Origin of the sequence: Acinetobacter tibetensis, from assembly GCF_023824315.1 — a bacterium.
Taxonomy (GTDB): domain Bacteria; phylum Pseudomonadota; class Gammaproteobacteria; order Pseudomonadales; family Moraxellaceae; genus Acinetobacter; species Acinetobacter tibetensis.
On the sequence record NZ_CP098732.1, the window covers coordinates 802,538 to 824,332 of the forward strand.

General features: G+C 39.2%; 16 protein-coding genes. 10 read left to right on the forward strand and 6 right to left on the reverse strand.

The window, feature by feature from the left end:
* Nucleotides 1-215 precede the first annotated feature (215 nt).
* The gene (locus M5E07_RS03820) at nt 216-1,616 is read right to left on the reverse strand and encodes a DUF2971 domain-containing protein (protein ID WP_252222097.1); all 1,401 of its coding nucleotides are present in this window, start codon (nt 1,614-1,616) and stop codon (nt 216-218) included.
* Between the two features lie 62 nt (nt 1,617-1,678).
* Nucleotides 1,679-3,736, reverse strand: coding sequence for a methionine--tRNA ligase (metG, locus tag M5E07_RS03825; protein ID WP_252222126.1), 2,058 nt, complete (start codon nt 3,734-3,736; stop codon nt 1,679-1,681).
* Nucleotides 3,737-3,924: 188 nt separating this feature from the next.
* On the opposite strand from metG, the gene M5E07_RS03830 reads away from it, so the two are divergent.
* From M5E07_RS03830 to M5E07_RS03840, 3 genes are all read left to right on the forward strand, one after another.
* Nucleotides 3,925-5,166 (forward strand): PDDEXK family nuclease, encoded by a 1,242-nt coding sequence (locus M5E07_RS03830; RefSeq protein ID WP_252222130.1) that lies wholly within the window; start codon nt 3,925-3,927, stop codon nt 5,164-5,166.
* An 82-nt stretch (nt 5,167-5,248) separates the two neighbouring features.
* Nucleotides 5,249-6,049 carry a hypothetical protein gene (locus tag M5E07_RS03835; RefSeq protein ID WP_252222132.1) on the forward strand — a complete coding sequence of 267 codons (801 nt, stop codon included), beginning with the start codon at nt 5,249-5,251 and terminating at the stop codon, nt 6,047-6,049.
* Between the two features lie 142 nt (nt 6,050-6,191).
* Entirely contained in the window at nt 6,192-6,665 is a 474-nt protein-coding gene (locus tag M5E07_RS03840) for a hypothetical protein (RefSeq protein WP_252222135.1), read from the forward strand.
* 67 nt (nt 6,666-6,732) lie between these two features.
* Here the strand turns inward: M5E07_RS03840 and M5E07_RS03845 are convergent, their stop codons facing one another.
* The gene (locus M5E07_RS03845; RefSeq protein ID WP_252222138.1) at nt 6,733-7,044 is read right to left on the reverse strand and encodes a hypothetical protein; all 312 of its coding nucleotides are present in this window, start codon (nt 7,042-7,044) and stop codon (nt 6,733-6,735) included.
* Between the two features lie 328 nt (nt 7,045-7,372).
* Between M5E07_RS03845 and apbC the strand changes: the two genes are divergently transcribed.
* A complete protein-coding gene (gene apbC, locus M5E07_RS03850; protein ID WP_252222141.1) occupies nt 7,373-8,626 on the forward strand; it encodes an iron-sulfur cluster carrier protein ApbC in 1,254 nt (417 codons plus the stop codon).
* 68 nt (nt 8,627-8,694) lie between these two features.
* On the opposite strand, the gene M5E07_RS03855 is transcribed toward apbC, so the two are convergent.
* Nucleotides 8,695-9,234: a DUF2062 domain-containing protein gene (locus M5E07_RS03855; RefSeq protein WP_252222144.1), complete on the reverse strand. Its 540-nt coding sequence runs from the start codon at nt 9,232-9,234 to the stop codon at nt 8,695-8,697.
* 371 nt (nt 9,235-9,605) lie between these two features.
* Here M5E07_RS03855 and M5E07_RS03860 point away from each other — a divergent pair, with 371 nt between their 5' ends.
* The 6 genes from M5E07_RS03860 (at nt 9,606) to M5E07_RS03885 (ending at nt 16,824) form a co-directional block, all read left to right on the forward strand.
* Nucleotides 9,606-10,199: a LysE family translocator gene (locus M5E07_RS03860; protein ID WP_252222147.1), complete on the forward strand. Its 594-nt coding sequence runs from the start codon at nt 9,606-9,608 to the stop codon at nt 10,197-10,199.
* 128 nt (nt 10,200-10,327) lie between these two features.
* Nucleotides 10,328-10,897, forward strand: a complete 570-nt coding sequence (dcd, locus tag M5E07_RS03865; RefSeq protein WP_099338403.1) for a dCTP deaminase — start codon at nt 10,328-10,330, stop codon at nt 10,895-10,897.
* A gap of 279 nt (nt 10,898-11,176) precedes the next feature.
* Complete coding sequence (locus M5E07_RS03870) at nt 11,177-12,574, forward strand: hypothetical protein (protein WP_252222150.1); 1,398 nt, start codon at nt 11,177-11,179, stop codon at nt 12,572-12,574.
* Nucleotides 12,575-12,584: 10 nt separating this feature from the next.
* A complete protein-coding gene (locus tag M5E07_RS03875) occupies nt 12,585-13,202 on the forward strand; it encodes a hypothetical protein (protein WP_252222153.1) in 618 nt (205 codons plus the stop codon).
* Nucleotides 13,203-13,225: 23 nt separating this feature from the next.
* Nucleotides 13,226-15,463, forward strand: coding sequence for a DUF6160 family protein (locus M5E07_RS03880; protein WP_252222155.1), 2,238 nt, complete (start codon nt 13,226-13,228; stop codon nt 15,461-15,463).
* A gap of 26 nt (nt 15,464-15,489) precedes the next feature.
* On the forward strand, nt 15,490-16,824 hold the full coding sequence (locus tag M5E07_RS03885) for a hypothetical protein (RefSeq protein WP_252222158.1): 1,335 nt from the start codon (nt 15,490-15,492) through the stop codon (nt 16,822-16,824).
* 58 nt (nt 16,825-16,882) lie between these two features.
* On the opposite strand, the gene M5E07_RS03890 is transcribed toward M5E07_RS03885, so the two are convergent.
* Together M5E07_RS03890 and M5E07_RS03895 are read right to left on the reverse strand one after the other, a co-directional pair.
* A complete protein-coding gene (locus M5E07_RS03890; RefSeq protein WP_252222161.1) occupies nt 16,883-18,598 on the reverse strand; it encodes a proline--tRNA ligase in 1,716 nt (571 codons plus the stop codon).
* 89 nt (nt 18,599-18,687) lie between these two features.
* The gene (locus M5E07_RS03895; RefSeq protein ID WP_252222165.1) at nt 18,688-21,792 is read right to left on the reverse strand and encodes an efflux RND transporter permease subunit; all 3,105 of its coding nucleotides are present in this window, start codon (nt 21,790-21,792) and stop codon (nt 18,688-18,690) included.
* Nucleotides 21,793-21,795 lie beyond the last annotated feature (3 nt).

Consider the following 21,795-nt stretch of genomic DNA (forward strand, 5'->3'; position numbering starts at 1 on the left):
ATTTATTTATAAAGTTTTACGTAGTTTGTTGAATTGTCTCTTTTTTATCATGTTAAGTAGTTTTTTCATCTAGCTTCTGGTGGACGTAAATAAATATGTTAATAAAAATTCCTTTTGGTTGAGTGAAATTAATAAAAAATCGTTAACTGTGGAGTACTTCTTTATATTTTGGGGGAACGAGTGATCAATCTCTTAGTCAGTCTCTTTATAAAGTATCAAATTTTAAATTTTATAAGATGCAGGGGCATATGTTGTATGGATTGAGTTTTATGGCAAAAATATGCTTGGTAAAACTTAAAATCAGTTCGCTTGTGTTCTATACACTTTTTATAGATTAGTTTAATGATTTTAATTTTATCTTTTTCAGGAGTATTAATTCCAAAAATTAGCCCGTGTAAAGAAGAAAATTCGTACCTTAATGTCCTATCTTTCGGATTTGAGTAGTCATAGCAAAACTCATCCAAAATCAATCTATATTCATTTTCATAACGCCAATCTTTTGATTTTCTAGTTATATTTTTGATAAAAGTATCATGATAGCTTTCATGCCAAACATTATAGTTTTGAAAAACTGAGCTTCGTAGATAACTGATTTCACCTTTAAAATTTATTAGCCAATTTCTATCTAAGTCAAGTGGGTTAATACGACCTAAAGATGTAAACAAATTAAAAGAATTAGGTTCTTTGCCATATTCGATACAATAAAACTTTTTTGGTGTAAGTCTTTGCTCATATGTATTGGATTCATTACTGAAATTAGGAGTATATAACCCTAAAGTTAAAGACTCATTTTTCATTTCTGAATTGAAGATTAAACAGATACCTGTATGGTTTGATCCATATGATCCCCAGACGGATGAAGATGTGCTGGATTCTTTATTCATGAAGCATGCTGAATACCATTTTTGATACAGTAAAGGCATTAGCTGTTTTATGTAAAAATTAGGAAAACCTTCAATTAAAAATTTACTTTTTGCTGTTAATTTTTTAATAGTTAATTTATATAAAATTCTTTGTTGTTCAATAATGGATAACATATATGGAAACATTAATTTCTCATCATTATTATTTTCACTTTGATCACGCAATAAAAAAAAATCTTTATTGAGATTGTTGTTTATATTTAATTTTCCCTTGAAGATTGGTAGACCAAGTTTAGAATAAATGTTATTTAAACTATTGATTGCGAATGAATGAATTGACGGAAGATACAGTTTTATCTCAGGTAACGAGAATTGTCTGTGATTCATACTTAATTCTGAAATTAAATCTTGAATTTCATTATTTGATAAAAAGTCTTCCAAAATATTTTTTAAGTGAGCTTGTCTAAACTTAGGTAATTTATTCCATTCATAAGATATTCCGATATGATTCGGTTCTTTAAATTGAGATCGAGGTTTTTGAGTTTGTATTTGAATAAAAACCTCATCTAATAAAAATAGATAGTTTTTAAAAAAGCTTTCCCACATGACACTATCGCCTTGAAAATAAATGTCATGATAGCCCTCCATAGGGTCATTTTGTTGCTCAGGTGAGGCAAAGTAAATTTCCTGATTTTCTAATTCTTTACGTTTACCTAATAAATTATCTAACGTTCTAAATCTATAAAATTGCATAATATTCTAAATATAAAAAGCCCTACTAAAATATAGCAGGGCTTTTTATAAGTGTCTAAATCTTAAGACACTTTATCACCTGGTTTAGCGCCAGATTCAGGTGAAATCACCCAAACACCTTCGCCATTACCTGCTGCAAGCACCATACCGTTAGAAATACCAAAACGCATCTTACGCGGTGCAAGGTTTGCCACCATCACCACCAATTTGCCTTTTAAGTCTTCTGGTTGGTAGAACTCACGAATACCGCTAAATACGTTACGTGGTTCAGCTTCACCCACATTTAAAGTCAATTGAAGCAGTTTGTCTGAACCTTCTACCATTGCGGCTTCTAAAACTTCAGCGACACGAAGGTCAACTTTCATAAAGTCTTCGATACCAATAATTTCAGCCTCGCCAACTTTTGGCTCTGGCTTCTTCTCGGCTTTCTTTTCTTTCTTCTTCTCAACTTTTACAGGTTCAGCCGCAGCCGCTAAAGAGTCTTTAGAAGCATCAACCATTGCAGCAACCGCTTTCGGGTCTACACGTTGCATTAAAGGTTGGAACAATGCAATTTCATGATCTACTAATGCAGTTTTCGCTGAAGCAAAGTCAAAGCGGTCTAGTTTTAAGAACTCTTGCACTTGAGAAGCTAAAGTCGGAAGTACAGGTGCCAAGTAAACGGCAAGTTGACGGAACAGGTTAATTCCCACCGAACAAACATCGTGTACTTGTTGCTCTTCGCCTTCAACTTTCGCTAAAGCCCAAGGTTTTTTCTCATCGATATATTGGTTGGCTTTATCTGCAAGCGCCATGATTTCACGAATCGCAGCAGAGAACTCACGTGACTCATATTGAGCGGCAATTGAAGCACCTGCATCAATAAAGCTTTGTACCAATTCAGGCTCTGCACAAGTTGCTGATAATTTATTATCAAACTTGGTGTTGATGAATTTTGCACAACGGCTGGCAATGTTGACTACTTTACCAACTAGATCTGAGTTTACTTTCTGAACGAAATCATCCAAGTTCAAATCAGAGTCTTCAACTTTGTCTGAAAGTTTAGACGCGAAGTAGTAACGTAAATATTCAGGGTTTAAATGCTCTAAATACGTTTCAGCTTTGATGAATGTCCCGCGAGACTTCGACATCTTCTGACCGTTTACAGTCAAGAAACCATTGACGAATAAACCTGATGGCGTACGGTAGTTTGCACCTTCAAGCATTGCAGGCCAGAACAGCGCGTGGAAGTAAACGATGTCTTTACCAATGAAGTGATAGACTTCTTTGTCAGAGTCTTTCTTCCAAAAATCGTCAAAACTTAAATCAGGACGTTTAGCTTTAATGTAGTTTTCAAAACTCGACATATAACCAATCGGTGCGTCTACCCAAACATAGAAATACTTGTTTGGTGCATCTGGAATTTCAAAACCGAAATACGGTGCATCACGAGAAATATCCCAATCCGATAAACCTGCTTCAAACCATTCATCCAGTTTGTTGGCAATTGAAACAGGGAGGCGACCTTGGTCACGCGTCCATTTTTGCAAATATTCTGAGAAATTCGGCAGTTTAAAGAAGTAATGATCTGAAGATTTCTCTACAGGCGTCGCACCACTTAAAGTCGATTTTGGGTTTAAAAGTTCAGTTGCGTTGTAAGTTGTACCGCAGACTTCGCAAGCATCACCATATTGATCTTCCGACTTACATTTCGGGCACGTGCCTTTAATGAAACGATCCGATAAGAACATGCCTTTTTCAGGGTCAAAAAGCTGGTTGACAGGACGGATTGCAATATTGCCTGCTTCACGGTTTTTCACATAAATTTCAGAGGCACGAGAGCGGTTTTCATCACTATGGGTTGAATCATAATGGTCGAAATGCACGCCAAAACCATCAAAGTCACGGATGTGTTCTTTTTGCACATTGGCAATTTGTTGTTCTGGAGAAATGCCATTGGCTTCGGCACGTAGCATAATGGCTGTACCATGAGCATCATCCGCACAGACATAAGTCACATCATGTCCCATCGCACGCATGGCACGAACCCAGATATCTGCTTGGATATAACCGAGTAAGTGACCCATATGGATAGGGCCATTGGCGTATGGTAGGGCGTTAGTGACTAAAATATTACGCACGGATATGACTCTCTCATTCGTATTTTATATAAGGTCAACGATTTTACCTGATGAATGAGGTAATACAAAGAGATGCTTCCTAAAAAGTAGAATAAAAACAAGAGATGATTTAATTTCTGCATGTTAGTCTAACCGCAGTTTTATTTATTTATTTAATTTAATAACATAAGGTAAATATGAGCATATTTTTGTTTGAGAATGGTCAGTTAAATGCCATACAAGGAACAACATTTATCAATGAATCTATTTTAGAGCGTCAGCATTTACAGCATGCTTTAAAGCAAAATATTAGTGTGATTGCAGCCGATTGTTTAGTTTTAACGGAGGAATATGCAGAATGGGATGCTTCACGTAAACGTATTGATTTATTAGCAATTGATAAACAAGCAAACTTGGTGATCATAGAGTTAAAACGAACGGATACGGGTGATCATATGGAGTTACAAGCTCTTCGTTATGCTTCTATGATTTCTACCATGACTTTTGAGCATGCATTGGATGTATTGGTGGAATACAGAAACAAAAATGGAGAGGAAGGCTTTACAAGAGAAAATGCTAGAGAAGCTATTGAGGATTTTATTGAATTAGAAGCGATTAATGAAACAAATTTTGGTAATGATGTTCGAATCATTTTGGTTTCTGCTGAGTTTTCTAAAGAACTCACTACATCAGTAATATGGTTGAATGAGAGAGACTTGGATATTACTTGTGTTCGAATGAAACCATACAAATATCAAGATCAAATTTTGATTGATATCCAGCAGGTGCTGCCTTTGCCTGAGGCTAAAGATTATCAAATACGAGCTCAAAAGAAAGCTGAAGAAAGAAGAGAAATACAGAAAAATCTAAATAATCGGGATTATTCTAAATACCTATTTAACGGATTGGAGTTAAATAAAAGAAAACTTGTATTAGAGCTAATTAAAACACATATTAAAAATAATAATATTTTATCTTTTGAAGATTTATTATTTGATTTTCCTCAAGAATTAAGAAAGGGGAGGAAGATGTATAAGCGTTATGATGAAGTGATTCAGACAAATGATAAGAATAGATATTTTTCTGAAGTTGATGAGATTCTAAATTTGAATGATGGAAAATTTGTTATTTCAAATCAATGGGGGGCTGGAAATATTCAGGCAATTTTGGATAGAGCTGATGAGTTAGGTTATGAAATAGAGATTGTTACTGACAATGTTTCAGTAATTAAAGAAGTAGTTTTTGGAGAGTATCAGATTCAACAATTATCAAACCTAAGTATTAACATAAGCAAAAATCAAGTGCTGCAATCGGTTGTAAAACCTATATTAAGAGAAATTGCTATTAGAATTAATGTTGATTTAAATAACTTGAAAGGTAATGAAAAAAATACAAGATCATTAGGTTCTGACGTGATTCAGAGAATCTCTCAATTGGAGAAAGAAAGATAGAAAATTAGAAATGGTTATGTATCCATTTTGAAATAACAGTGATAATACGTGCATTCAGCCCGTTTTTAAGAGTATGCAGTCCATGATCGATGATGATTTTGATTTCGACCAACCCGTGACCCGAATTCCGCAAAATCCACAAGCGACTAAACTATTGGGCAATCAACTTTTACAACAAGCTGAACAATACCTTGCCTCAATGGGGAGTCGACCACATGCACAATTGGTCGAGTCGCTACGTCAGCTCGAGTCTGAAGATCCGTACTTTGCAGTAATGGCCGATCAACTCGAGTATGAAAGTGATGAACCGATGGCCAATGACGTGCTCAATCTGTTGTATTTTTGGCAAATGGCCAATGAAAAAGAAGCGGATATTACTGAGTTTCAATTGCCCCATTTAATCCAAACGGATTATTTCCAAGCAGCTTTACTTGAAGCGTATGATGCGATGGATTTGGGCGCATTCCAAGCCCAACGCCGCAGTGTGATTGAAGAAACCTTAAAACTGTATCAACAGCAGTGTTATGCAGGTTGTATTACGGTTCTTTATGGTCAAATTGAAGGGATTTTGACGGATACACTGATTGAACATAGATATTTACAGCAAAATCAAACCAAGTTTGTCGATGTGTATAAAATCGTACCGGGTTTGAAAGGTCATGAGGTCAAAAGCTTATGGCATAAAGTCAAAATTGCCAGTGAAATCAATCCGTATTTTCTGAGCCTTGAAGCATTGAAAATGGATACAAGCTCAAGTGTTACCGCCAGCCGTCATAATATGGTACACGGTGCAGACGTTACTCATTTCACTCAAGCACGCAGTTTTATTTTGTTTATTTGGTTGTTTGCCGTCATTAGCTTTATCAGCACTTTAAAGCGTTAATCTATTCCTTATCGTGGTACAGGATGGCGTTTAAATTGCTGCATCCTGTACAGCTATTGTTTCAATATGCTGTTTTGTATTTTATTCAATTCAGATCACGGTATAACTATAGACGGGTGCTATAACAGAAAAGGGTGTAACAATGACCGTTGAAAATAAAATTGATGAATTAAAAGACAAAGCTGCGGAACTTGGTGATGATTTAAAACAAGTCGCAAAAGATGCTCAAATTGAAGGCGAAAATGCGATGGATGAATTAAAGAGTTCTGCTGTCGAAGTCAAACAAGCTGCCGAACAAAAGCTTGATGAAGTGAAGGACAAGCTAGATGAACAACAAGCTGCGGATGAAGATGCAGGTTTTGATAGCACCATTGAAGATGCCAAAGCCAAATGGGCTGACGTGCAGCATCAGGCGCAAGAAAAGTACGAGCATTTAAAAGCAGAAGCGAGTCATTTACTTGATGAAGCTAAGGTGAAATCAGCAGAGCTGAAACAGGAAGCTTCGGTCAAATTTGACGAATTAAAAGTTCAGGCAACTGAAAAATTTGATGAACTGAAAAAAGCCGCGACTGACAAGCTCAACAAATTTAAAAAAGATGATCATGATCAAACTTAATTTTAAATTATCTTGATCAGGTTAAATGAGTGAGCGTTCGACATGGACGTTGAGTGGCTTTAGGTCATTAATGATTTATGCTGACCCATTCGATTTGACGAATTCGGTCATTCACTACAGTAATGGTATAGCGTTTACCTTCTATTTCGTAAACATAGTGCATTGCAGTGTAGTTTCTTTGATTTTCGCTGATTGTTGAACTGCTCATGCCCTCGGGGGACTGTCCCATATGCGTTGCTAATTTTTGATAACTGTCGCCAACGTGTAGCACTACGCCTGATGAGGTTCGTAGACTGTTGAGTTGTTGTATAGCCGCCCAAATGCTTGAGGATATGCTGAAACATACGAAACTTAACACTAAAACATGCCGTATTTTCATGGCAATCTCCTGTTTTTATCTCAGATATGTTGGTTGCCTCGGTATTTTGAATAATGTGCTGTGAAGCTCAAATGAGTTAAAGCCTGTATTTTAAAATTTAATGCCTATTTATTTACAAAACAGCATGGAAATTGTTAATTGTTTACCCTTTTTAAGGGTATGGAAATCCTCATTTTCCAGTGATGAAAATAAAGTCAGATGATATCTGACTGAAACACTCGGTTTTTTCTGGCTTATTGCCAAAGTGGCGCGGTGAAATGCTTAACCTAACGGAAAATAACCGTTAAACTATGTCATTCAGCTGTATATCCAGACTTGGAGTAAATGTATGTCGTGGCTTTCTTCACTTAAATCTGTTTTTTCACCCGCTCAGGAGGTGAAAGAAGAAGAAATCCAGCAAGTTTTACAACAATATCTTCTGCCGAATTCAAATCACGCATTAAAAGACCGTATTTCGCAAATTAATGTGCAAGGTCGAGTCTTACAAATCACCATTAATACCTACCCTGAAGAAGCCGATCATTTACAGCAAATTCATGATGATCTGGCAGATGCCCTTGAAAAATGTGGCATTCAGGAACTCAATATGCATGTAATTCAGCAAAAAACAGGACATAAGGTGGGTGGCTGTGGGCATAATCATGCGCAAGGCGAAAGCTGTTCAAGCCCTGCTAAACCAGAAAAAACCAATTTACCGCCAGTCATGGATGCTGCTGCATCGACTCAGACTGAAACAGAAACCGATCCGAATAATCCTCCAATTGCCAAAGCAGCCCCGCAACAGCGCGATGTGCCGAAGCATCCACGTATTCAGAATGTGATTTTAGTGTCTTCTGGTAAAGGTGGTGTCGGTAAATCAACGACGACAGTCAATTTGGCGTTGGCATTGCAGCAATTGGGACTAAAAGTTGGTGTATTAGATGCCGACATTTATGGCCCAAGTATTCCTACCATGTTGGGCAATGCGGGTAAAACCCCAATGATTGAAGCGGAAAACTTTGTTCCGCTTGATGCGTATGGACTTGCTGTACTTTCGATTGGGCATTTAACTGGTGACAATAATACCCCTGTGGCATGGCGTGGTCCTAAAGCAACAGGTGCATTAATGCAATTATTCAATCAAACCTTATGGCCAGATTTGGATGTGCTAATGATTGATATGCCTCCAGGAACTGGAGATATTCAATTGACTTTGGCACAGCGTATTCCAGTGACTGGCGCAGTGATTGTGACCACGCCACAAAATGTCGCACTCTTGGATGCGACCAAAGGCATTGAATTGTTCAATCGTGTGCACATTCCAGTGATGGGTGTGATTGAAAATATGTCGACCCATATTTGCTCGAATTGTGGATTTGAAGAACAAATTTTTGGTACAGGTGGGGGAGATAAACTGTCAGAGCAATATCACATTCCATTGTTGGGACGTTTACCGCTCGATGCAGCCATCCGTGAAAATGCAGATGCAGGTCAGCCCTCTGTTATTGTTGGTGATGCTGCGGCAGAAAGCTACTTGGCGATTGCGGAAAAAATCGTGGCACAATTAACCAAGTCGGATAAAGATAAAAATCGAATTTTCTAAACTCGATAAAAAAGGGATGTTGATCGCAACATCCCTTTTTACATGAAAGTTTTGGCTGAGTATTTCTTTTAGGGATGAAATCTTTTATTCCATTTACGCAGAACTGACCAGCGCCAAATAATACGTGTGCAAATATAAAGAATAAATGCAGTTAACAATGCTTCTAATACTAAGCCTGTCATTAAAATTTTGGCAAGATGCAAGTCAATATGACCATGCCCAAAGTTTTTAACCCAGTTCAAAATCTGGTGTAATACCCCTAAAATCATATCTTTATCAATCATATTGACTTGAAAAATTTTACTGCCTAACCAGAAGCCCAAATATAAAATGGGTACGACAGTGAGCGGGTTAGATAACCATGCAAGGGTTAGGCTCAGTGGGAGGTTCACTTCAATCAATAATACTGTGAACACAATAAACACACTGTGAAATGGCACAGGTAGAATGCCCCAAAAAGTACCAATAAAAACGGCATGGGAAATAGATTTTCGATTGACGTACCAAAGCACAGGATTCAAGGTGCGTTGACCAAAAATCCGCATAAACTTCAGTTGATTGACTTTTTCAGGAGAGGGAAGCCACGATTGGAAAAATTTCTTTGCCATACGAAATCAGCTTTTCAGGACAGGGTATTGTGCATGATTTAAGTGAAAAACGATAGTTGATTCACCTTTTTGCTATAAGGAACTGTGCTTTAGAGTTACATACCAAACTGAAAGTAAACTTAAAAAAACTGCTGAATCATGGCTTTAAATTGTATAGCGCGACATAAAAATTAAATGAATTGTGACAAAAAATATAATATATCTTGATAGCGTGACCCACAGGTTTTATTGGACTTATTGTTGTTAAAATGATGATTTTTATCGAATATGTTAAAGTCGCAAAAACTTTCTCGATTTTCCTTTACAATATTTTTTTTGCTATATTGAAACAATTCAACTACGCTTCATTTGCTCAAATGTGAGGTAAGGGTATGGTTTCTTTGTTTTTTATAGGATTGGTGGTTTCTTTATTATTAACCCCAGGTCCTACCAATACTCTACTTGCTTCATCTGGTATTCAGGTCGGCATTCGAAAATCATTTCGTCTTATTCCTGCAGAAGCATTTGGTTATCTAATTTCTATAACCGTATGGGGTATCATTATTGGTACCGTATCGCGTCATTATCCTGTCATTCCGACTGCACTGAAACTTTTTAGCGCTAGCTATATTTTATTTTTAGCCGTTAAACTATGGAAAACGGCAGATGTAGAAGAAAGTTTTAATCAACCAACCATTCGTGCTCGTGAGCTATTTTGTGCAACTTTGTTGAATCCTAAAGCACTTTTATTTGCATCTGCTATTTTTCCAGCAGTTGTTTGGATCAATGTAGATGCTTACATTGCACATATGTTGGTATTTTTGATTTTGATTGTTCCTATTGCTTTTTTCTGGACTTTTATTGGTTCGATCTTGGCATCCAACCGAGTACGTTGGTTAACTAAATCTAATCTGCAAAAAACAGCATCGATTGTGTTGGTTAGTTTTTCTATTCCATTGAGTTATTCGGCTTTATTAAACCTTTAATTTTCTCAAGCACGCTGTTGAATTTGCATTTTTAAAGCATGCAGCATCACATGTGCCCGTATTTTCATTGGGGCTGAATTAAGTTAAAGTACAGCGCAAGAATTGCTTGAAGTTTTGGAAATAGAATAATGGCTATTAAGTCTGATCGTTGGATTCGCGAAATGAGCGAAAAACACGGCATGATTGAACCGTATGCGGAAAATCAGGTACGTTTGGATGAGAATGGCGAAAAGCTCATTTCTTATGGCGTGTCGAGTTATGGCTATGATGTTCGTTGTGCGCGTGAATTTAAAGTGTTCACCAATGTTCACTCTGCAATTGTAGATCCAAAACATTTCGATGAAAAAAGTTTTATCGATATCGAGTCTGATGTTTGCATCATTCCACCAAACTCATTTGCTTTAGCGCGTACTGTGGAGTATTTCCGTATTCCCCGTAATGTGTTAACCGTATGTCTTGGCAAGTCGACTTATGCACGCTGCGGTATTATTGTAAACGTGACGCCGTTAGAGCCTGAGTGGGAAGGTCATGTCACGCTTGAGTTTTCCAACACCACCAATTTACCTGCGCGTATTTATGCAGGTGAAGGTGTTGCGCAAATGCTGTTTTTTGAGAGTGATGAAGTGTGTGAGACTTCTTATAAAGACCGTGGTGGTAAGTACCAAGGTCAAACGGGTGTAACTTTACCGAAAGCTTAATTTGCAGTAAGTTGTATTATCACTAAAAACCTATTTGTTCAGTCAAATAGGTTTTTTTTATGGCTAAAAATGCATCAAGCTCTGAATCTTCATTCATCGGAAAATGTCGACATTTTCCGAGTTTTTTTTGCAATCGTGTAATTATTCAGCATAATGAGGGTTAAAAATGTCTTGGTGAAATGTACCTGATACGGAACATTTGACAGTAAAACAAAGCATAACCAAGTCTAGGATGAACAAAATAATGATGCGGAGCATCAAATAACAAGGAAGGTCGCGATGACGGATTGGCATACGACAATTTTGCGTAAAACATTGCTGGCGAGCATGATTGGGCTCTGTTGTTCTTATAGTTTTGCTTTAGAAGCACTTTCAGATCAGGTATTAAGTAATTCTACGGGCGAAGGCATTGCTATTCTGCCTGAAAATTTCAAAATGGTATTTCAAACTGCCGAAGATGGTTTGAGCGTGGCGCAGAATCAAACTCGTTTAGCCAATCGCAACTACGACACTGGTTTAATTCGCTTTATCCCAGTGGGACCACTTTCAGACACAGCCAAAACTGCGGGTGCCAAAAAAGCAGATGTCTTTTTTTATGGTTTAGCGTTATCGGCATCGGACAGTAATCTAAACTCTCGTTTTAGTAATATGGGCTTCAATTGGGGGCAAGAAACCAATCCTTGGGTATTTAGTGTGAAGTCTATTAGTACCACCGCCAACCGCGTGGTATATGACTTTGCAGGGGTTGCACAAGATTTCAGTTATTTATCTTTAGAGGCACCTTATGCTCTTGATGGTGCTGCCAATACCGCAGCGGATAATAATATTAAATTAGGCTTGTGGGGAGATTTCTTCGAACGTAATCCTTTGGTTGCTGCACCTGTCGATGCTAAAAACGGCGCACCTGCGAATTTAAATGGCTTAGACAGTCGTTTAAGGCTGCAAATGGTGGCCAATGGTTTGTCTTTGAATGGATCTAATTTAAAGTTATTCCAGACTTTGGGGGGAGCAGCCAGCTCATCACTACCGACGTCTTATAACAATACCTTAGGTTTGGCGGCACTCATTCGATTAAATACCAATGATAATCCAAGCACTGCAACTGAAGATAAATCCAAAGCATTACGCATTAGTACGGCAGAAGCCTTAGGCACAGATATAACCAATGATTTAACTACGCCTGCGATTTCTAAAACTTCTGCACCAAATTTTAATGAACATGATGGCGTGTTTTTATATAGCCCGAATATTAACTTGGTGCTAGGAAGTGTTTATCAACCCTTAATTGTTGATACAGCGGCAGATGGTCAAAACTTTGTGATTGAATTGACCCGTATTCCGAATAAAGCCAATGTTTATCAACAAATTTATACGGACTACACCGCATTGGCGAGTGGTGCGGCTTCGGCTTATAAGGGTTCAACCTGTAATGTTCAATACTGTGGTGATCCAATCAGCATGGGGCAAACTTATCAGGGCAATACAGCCACACACAGCAGTATTTCTATTGGTACGGTAGGCTTTACCAATAACAATAAATTTTTAAAAGCAGATACCAGTACCAATGCAGTAGGGGTGAGTTTTGTTACCCCAACAGGAACCAAGACCAATTTAGGATCCGCAGCGATCGATGGAATGTTAATTCAACATCTGAAAATTACGACAACAGGGCTATAAGGAGAAATAGATGAAACATTATATTTTTGCTGCCCTAATGTTAAGTTCTCAGTGTGCTTCGGCAGCGTTAGATGCATTAGATGCCAACCAATTATCGAATATACGTGGACAAGGCGGGGCAGATTTAAGCTGGTCATTTTCTTTAAATCATAACTTGCCGACCAATACTACAGAAGTCCCTTATGAGTATTCCTGTAATGGCGCAGGTAATGAATTTTGCCGTTTAGCCTTTAACGTGAGTAATCGTAAAGATGCCAGTGGAAACTTGTATTGGCTAGTTTTCAAAAAAATACAGGGCACAATTGCGATCGATAAATTTCAATTAGATGGCACCACTGTAACGACCAGTGCAGGCTATAAAACGGCAATGAAATTGACCTTTCTAGATGGCTATCCAATCCAGATTCGTAATTTTGGTTTTGAAGCACTGGCTATTGAAAAAGATTCAGGTACGAGTGATGCGCAAAAAGGTTATTTAAAGCAAACGACTTATAGTTCATCGCATGAGTCTGTGTTTGATCGTGGTTTAGAAACAGGCTTTACGGGCTTAAATATGCATGGAAATTTAGCCTTATCAGGAACAATGAAGTTTTTTAGTTGTAATTCTACTGCGACTTCACGTTGTTAATTCAATCACATAAGGAACTGTGAATGAGTACAAACAAAATTATAAAACTCAGTGTGTTGGCTTCGAGTGTTTTATTGGCGCAGCAGATTTATGCTTTAGAAGCACTTTCAGATCAAAGCTTGCGTACTGTCTCAGGACAGGATGGAATTAGCTTAAGTTATGAAACTGACCGAGTCACCATTGATCAATTGAATTGGAAAGACAATACCAATTTCTCGAATGGTACTTCAGGGAATTTGAATCTTTCCTTGAATAATATTGAAATCAATAAAATTGACAATAATAAAATTGGTGGGAAAGTTAAACTCGATGTGGGAACCAATGCCAATAAGACGGGCATGCGGATAGAGGCGGTGATTAATCCTGCCAATATACATATTGCCAAAGTGGCTGTGTGTGGTGATGGCACACGTGGTGCAGATTGCATGAACCAAAATACCTTGGGTGCTTTAACTCTGCAAAATCGGGCACCGATGAATTTTGTCTTAGAAACCCGAAGTGGTTTGTTTAACTCAAAAGATAAAGCCTATTTGGAATTTGGTCTGCAAAATGCCAATATTTTCCATACGCTAAAAAATGGCAATGAATATAACCAGCTTATTTTAAAAGACTTTAACTTTAATTTTAAAGGTACAGGTTATTTATATTTAGATGCCAATAAAGGCATGGTGTTATCGACCAACTCACCGAATGCTTCGGACAGTACGGTGAATGAAGTTGTTCTTGAGCGTGTTCAGGATTTGGATAATCCAGGCAAGACTCGACCTGGTTTTAATATTGATGTGCGATATAAAACCAATGTCGGCAATGATGGAAAAACGTATACCGCCAATGAAAATACAGACCAACTGAATTCTATTATCCGTTTAGGGGCATCTGGACGTTTACGAGATGCAGAAGTATCGGTCAATGCTGATCGAACAAATTTAGGTGGTGCAGAAGGGACTTCAACTTCTAGCACTCAAATGACAGGTTCAACAGGACTGCACCTGAATGTGAAAACCAGTTTTACTCGTGATGAGAAAAATTCATCTGGTGTAGTGACAGCAGAAGGCACAAAATTTGAGCTGGGGCATACAGGTAAGAATTCCTATGCAATCGAGTTTGGTAATTTAACACCGTTACAAATTCGTACTCAAAGCGGCGCTAATTTAGTTGCCAATAATAATTTGGCCTATATTAATTTTGGCGACATTTATATTAATGCAGTGCAAACCAAATCGTTGGAGTTTGAAATAGGGCAAAATATTGCCAAATTATTAGGCAAGCAAGCAGGCATTGGTCGTTATAACTTAAGCAATAATGCACAGAATGCTGTCGCAATTGCAGTACGAGGCATGGATTTTCAAGCGATTGCCCGAAATGCTAAATTTATTGCCAATAATAGCAATGACGCGAGCCATCAAATTACCTCCCAAAGTGCAACATGGGGATTGGGTATTCCCATTTATAATTTGAATGCCAATTTAGGTTTATATGGCACGACTTATGGGGAAAATAATGCTGAAGCGATTGGTTTTGGTTTAACTATGTCCACACAGGGGCGTGATGCAGTAGGCTCTAAAACGACCTCCATTATTTTGATTGATGGTGCTCCGAACAGTTTCAATACGGCGGAAGAAGTAAATTATTATACAGGTCTGCGCAATATTGATTTCTTCATGGATACGCAAGGCGTGTTGGCAATGGAGCAATCAGGCATTAAGTTAGACTTGCCTCGTTTAGTGATTGCAATGGGGGCTGAAATTGCATTGGGACAGTTACCAGGCAGTCGCTATGAGGCTGCTGCATGCGCGAATGCTGCAACAACCAGTTTAAATTGTTTTGTTCCAGCCAATAGTTTTACCAATACAGATGATGTGTTATTCGGATTGGCATTGCGCTTGGATTCTTCAGCACAATTGAACATTTTACCAGGGACAGCAGCAGATAATCATTTAGCCATTCAAGGCAATATTAAACTGAATGCTTCTGATGCAACCACCAATAAAAACTACCTACATTTGACCAATGTTCAAGACAATGCCACGATTGGTTTTGACCGAATTCAAGGTGAACTAGATTTGAATGCCAAAATTTTGGTAGAGAAAGATCAGGTTAAATTTAATAATAACATCCGTTTAAATCCGACTAATCAGGCTGCTGGGGTTTTCAAAGCCGATGTTAATTTATACCCGACAGCAGATCGAGCACAGAATTTAGGCACGATGGTGTTTACTGGTGGGAATATTCGCAGCAGTTTCGGCATTACACCAAGATAAAAAGAATGAAAGGAATCTAAGCGGTCATGAAGACGAAACTATTATTAAGCATTTTATTGGCTACAACTACACCCGTCATGGCAAAGAGTTTGCAAAGTCTTTCCGATCAGGAACTGTCAGATGTATCTGGTCAAGCTTTATTAACCTTGCAGTATTTACAGGGAACCTCACAAACCGATCAAAAAGGGGATACTTATAATCAATCCAATATTGGCTTTTATAAGTTGGGTCTTGAAGCGGTTATGGAGTTGAATGCCAATATCAATAAATTGGCATTGGGTTGCGGTGGGGTTAACAACAGCGTACGTGCCAGTAGTTGTGACATTGATATTGATAATATTTCTTTAAGTGGTTTACCTGCAAACTCCAACTATACTTCGGATGAGCGAGCAGCAACTTCGGCTAAAATTACCAATCCATTTTTACAATTTGCGATAAAAAATCCGAACTCAGCAGCTACGCGTGAAGTCGTAGGATTTCGAGTCAGTGCCGAGAAGATTTCAGGACTCATGACTTTGGGTACAGAAAACTCTGCAACACCAAATGGAATTAACACTTTTAGTGGTTATATGAAAACTAAAACTGCAACGGGTACAGCCGTGACACAGGCACGTAATATGACTTATGCTGATACAGGGTTAACGATCAATGGTATTGTGCAAGGTCGATTATTGGGAAGTAGTTCTGGAACAACGTGTGTCGATGGTTTTTTAGATCCTTGTTATGATATTTCTTATACCTCGAATAATTATAATTTAAGCCTTTCTTCAACTTCTGCCCCTTTTACGATTAACTCTACCATTGTGTCGGGAACGAGACTAAAAGATGTGGTTTTAAAAGGCAGCGGGACAGTTGGGCAGATTGACTTTAGTGGGCAATTAACGGCTAAAGTATTAAATTTATTAAACTTAGATAAGCAAGTAACAGGCAACATTACAGGGCTTAAAACTGATATTACAGTCAATCAGAACTTGGGTCTAATTCATGCGCTATATTTAAATAACCCAGCTTCACTATCGTTACAGTCACAAAAAATATTGTGGCCTGGGGCAGCGGTAGCTGCCAATCAAGGTTGGTGGCTGTCTATGGAAGATGAAGTGGAACTCGGGAGTTTAAGCCCAACTACACAAGTAGCGATTACCAATCAAGTTTTACAGCAAACCATTGCTGGGATTAATAAAGACTTAACTGAAAATCCACGAAATTGTGGAAACCTATTAACAGGATGTGTAGGGGGCTCTGCATTAGTCGTGGGTAATGTTCCGATGAATACCACGACTTTAGATTTTCCACTCACCAATTTAACTTTGCAAGGGCAAAACTTCCGTTCTAACTGCTTTGGTGGAATGAAGTTCTGTTGATTGCAAGACAATAAAAAATCCCGCAACTTGCGGGATTTTTTTATTTTACGAACAAAAATTACTTGGCAATTTTTACTAATAATTCATCTTTAGAAATGTTCACTGATTCAGCATCGGTACGACCTTTATATTCAAACGTACCTGCATCCAGACCTTTCTCGCCAATCACGATGCGGTGTGGAATACCTGTTAACTCAAGATCGGAGAATTTCACACCTGGGCGCTCATTACGATCATCCAGTAATACGTCATAACCCGCAGCAGTTAACTCCGCATATAAAGCTTCAGCAGCTTCTAAAGTACGTGGAGATTTGTGTGCATTCATTGGCACAATTGCGACTTCAAACGGTGCAATTGCTGCTGGCCAAATGATGCCTTTCTCATCAAAATTTTGTTCGATTGCAGAAGCGACGACACGTGTAACGCCAATGCCATAACAACCCATAGTGACAGTAAATGGTTTGCCATCTTCGCCCAATACTTTGCAGCCTAAAGCTTCTGAGTATTTTTGACCCAATTGGAAAATATGACCAACTTCAATTCCGCGTTTAATTTGCAGCGTACCTTTACCATCTGGAGATGGATCACCTTCAACTACATTACGTAAGTCATAAACTTCGGTGAATTGAGCATCACGTTCCCAGTTTACGCCAGTTGCATGTTTGTCTGCTTCATTGGCACCCGCTACAAAGTCAGACAGTACCGATGCAGCACGGTCAACAATGACCGTTAAACCTTTTTCAACTAAACCTTGTGGCCCACAGAAACCAGCAGTTAAACCAAGCGCTGCAAGCTGTTCTTCTGTTGCAAACGTTAATGGTGATGCAATCAATGGGTGCTTCTCAGCTTTAATTTCATTCAGCTCATGATCGCCACGCAAGAATAAAGCGATAACAGGAGTTTGGTCGTTCTCATCTGTTACACCTTGTACCAACAATGCTTTTACAGAGTGTGCAGGATCAGAATTCAAGAATGCAGAGACATCTGCAATGGTTTTTTGATTTGGTGTATCGACAACTTCCAAAGCTTGGGTTGGAGCAGCGCGTTCACCGACCAATACTGCTTCAGCCATTTCAATGTTGGCTGCATAGTCTGATTCAGTCGAGAAAGCGATATCATCTTCACCGCTTGAAGCCAAAACGTGGAATTCATGTGAACCTGAACCACCAATCGAACCTGTATCCGCTTGTACTGGACGGAAATTCAAACCTAAACGGGTGAAAATGTTGCAATAGGTTTGATACATCAAATCATAGGTTTCTTGCAAAGATGCTTGATCTGCATGGAAAGAATAAGCATCTTTCATAATGAATTCGCGTGAACGCATTACACCAAAGCGTGGACGAATTTCGTCACGGAATTTAGTCTGAATTTGGTAGAAATTGATTGGTAATTGCTTATAACTTTTTAATTCATTACGTGCTAAATCAGTAATCACTTCTTCGTGGGTAGGACCCAAAACGAATGGATTATCGTGACGATCTTTGAAACGTAATAATTCTGGACCGTATTGCACATAACGGCCAGACTCTTCCCAAAGGCTTGCAGGTTGCGCTACGGGCATGAATACTTCAAGTGAGCCTGAACGGTTCATTTCTTCACGTACAATCGCTTCAACTTTATTTAGCACACGTACGCCCATCGGCAGCCAAGTGTATAAACCTGAAGCCAATTTACGAATCATACCCGCACGGAGCATAAGTTGATGTGAAATAACTTCAGCATCGTTTGGGGTTTCTCTTAACGTTGCAAATAAAAAGCGACTCGCGCGCATGAATACTGTCCTAATATTAATCGTGAAGGATAATCCAATCTAAAATGAAACAGCCACTCGATGCTGACTGTCCATTGAACTGCCATGGATTATGCCATGATTTTCTGTTTGAGACGAAGTAGAAAATTCTTAAAGTCATCTAAGTAGGTAAAGATGACAGGAACCACCACCAAGGTGAGCAGGGTAGAGGTAATGACTCCACCAATCACGGCATGTGCCATCGGTGCGCTTTGCTCACCACCTTCACCGAGTCCGAGCGCTAGCGGAATCATACCCATGACCATCGCACTGGTGGTCATCAAAATTGGACGTAAACGGGTTTTACCTGCTTGTAAAATCGCATCATAACGGCTGCTGCCAGATTCCATGGCTTTTTTAATAAAGTCGATGAGTAAGATGGCATTTTTGGTGACCAGTCCCATCAGCATAATGATGCCAATAATGGAGAATAGATTCATGGTCGAATTGAACAAGAACAGGGCCAAAAATACCCCAATCAGCGACAGCGGGAGTGAAGCCATGATGGCGGCAGGGTGAATAAAGCTATTAAACTGCGAACCTAAAACAATATAAATAAACACAATCGACAAGGTAATAGCCGTGAGTGCATAGCCCGCCGATTCAGCCATATCGGCATTTGCTCCTTGAGTATCGAAGCTATAGCCCGCAGGCAGTTTAAAATTATCCTGAATTTTTTGTATATCGGCACCAATATCACCCGCAGGGCGCCCAGCCGTATTGGCTTCAACTAAGACTTCTCGTGCCAAATCACGACGATTAATCTGAGAAGCTCCTAAGCTTTGTTCTAGGCTCGCGATACTGCCAAGAGGCACTAAAATATTTTGTCCTGACTGATCTTGTTTTGCAGCGTTAATGTATAAATTGCCTAAATCACTTGGTAGGCTACGTTGGCTTTCAGCTAATCGAACATTGACCTCATAGGTTTCACCTTTGTCATCTTGCCAAGACGTGACATTATCTCCAGCAATTAAAGGGCGCACAACATTGGCAATTTGACTGACAGATAAACCTAAATCATTCGCCAAAACTCGATTAATGTGGACGGCCAAAGTGGCTTTAGGTTCTTTGAGCGAACTTTCTAAATCGACAACGCCTCGAACTTGGGCAACTTCTTGCATGAACTGATCTGAGATTTTTTGTAGTTGATTTAAGTCAGGTCCTTTAATCGAGATCATGATCGGTTTTTGTCCGCCAGAAACATTTTCATCGGCAGAGGCAACCGAAGTCACCCGAATTCCTGCAATGCTTTTAAGACGATCACGGAATTCATTATTTAGCTGAATGAGGGTTTTATCGCGTTGTTGGCGTGGGGTCACCGTCACATGCAGGCTGACATGGTTTTTCCCACGATCTGTAACGCCGTTAATTACGCCATAAGTACCGAGTACTTCAGGGTTCTGCCTTAGAATTTGCTCGACTTGTAACAGTTTGGCCTGTGAATATTCCAAAGATGCGTTAACTGGCGTTTCAAATTTGATCCGAATCTGAGCTTTATCTGGCGTAGGTACAAATTCGGTACCAATCATTTTAGATAAAGCGAGTGCACCGAAAAGGGAGGCAATCGCAATCATGAGCGTGATCAAGCGAAAGCGTAATGCCAACTTTAATAAGTACTCATAAACGTGGGTAATACGCTCTAGTAGATGTGCAATCGCATCAAAGAAACGTCTTAATAGGTTTGGTTTTTTAGATTTTTTGCCTGAATCTGTCCAATGCGCAGAAAGCATAGGATCAAGGGTGAAACTGACAAACATGGAAATCAGCACGGCTGTACTGACTGTGACCCCAAATTGGTAAAAGAAACGACCGATAATACCGCCCATAAAGGCAACAGGTAAAAATACCGCCACAATGGTTAAGGTCGTGGCTAAGACCGCCAAGCCGATTTCTTTGGTTCCATCCAAGGCAGCACTGACGTGATCTTTACCCATATCGGCATGGCGAACAATATTCTCCCTGACCACAATCGCATCATCAATCAGTAAGCCAATGCTGAGCGACAAGGCTAACAGCGTCATCATATTAATGCTAAAGCCGAAAGCCCAAATCATCGCTAAAGTACCCAATAAAGAGATGGGCAGGGTCATGCCTGTAATAATGGTAGAGCGGAAGGAGCCAAGAAAAAGTAAGACGATGAAAACGGCGAGTATTGCACCTTCAAGAATGGTTCGGCTGACATCTTGAATACTGCCACGAATGCCTTGAGAGCTATCGACCACAACTTTGACACTGACGCCCTTGGGGAGTTGTTGTTCAATCTTGGCTAAGGCTTTACGGGTGCCATCCACCACTTGAATAATATTTGAATCGGAGTTGCGTAATACATCAACCGCGACAGCAGGGTTGCCATTTAAAAAAGCGCTAGAGTCAAGTTCTGCCTGACTGTCTTCAACAGTCGCAACTTGTTTTAAAAAAATCGGACTGCCATTTTTGGTGGCAACGATTAAATCTCCAAAAGCATAGGGATGAATCACTTTGGATTTGATTTCGACCACAAGTTCGGAATTGGCTTGTTTGAGGGTGCCACCTGGAACTTCAATATTTTCACTTTTTAGGGTGTTGATGACTTGGTCGATGCCAATGCCATAGCTTTGTAATTTGTATGGATCAATGACAATTCGAATTTGACGCTGGCTATCGCCTAATAAGTTAACCGCACCCACGCCAGATACCGTTTGTAATTCTGGCACAATCCGCTGGTCAATATAGGTACTGAGTTCACGTAAGGACTGGGTATTGGACTCAAATACAATTGACATAATTGCACTGGCAGTTGGGTCATAGCGTTCTACTACAGGATCCTGAATTTCATCTCGAAATTCAGCAGTAACAGGCGCTATTTTGTCGCGAATATCTTGAGCAGCGACAGCAGAGGGAACGTCTAAGTTAAACTCAACAATGATGGTGGAAAGCCCTTCACTGGATTGAGAAATGACTTGTTTTAATCCTGAAATGGTATTGATCTGATCTTCCATTTTTTTGGTAATTTCAGATTCAATGGTTTCAGGCGAAGCACCCGGATAAGTGGTATGCACAACAACAAATGGAAAGTCGACATCAGGAAATTCCTCCACGCTCATGCGTTGCCAAGAAGCTAAGCCGAGCACCATCAGCGATAACATCATCATGATAGTAAAGACAGGATATTTTACGCTGATACGGGTTAACCACATTTT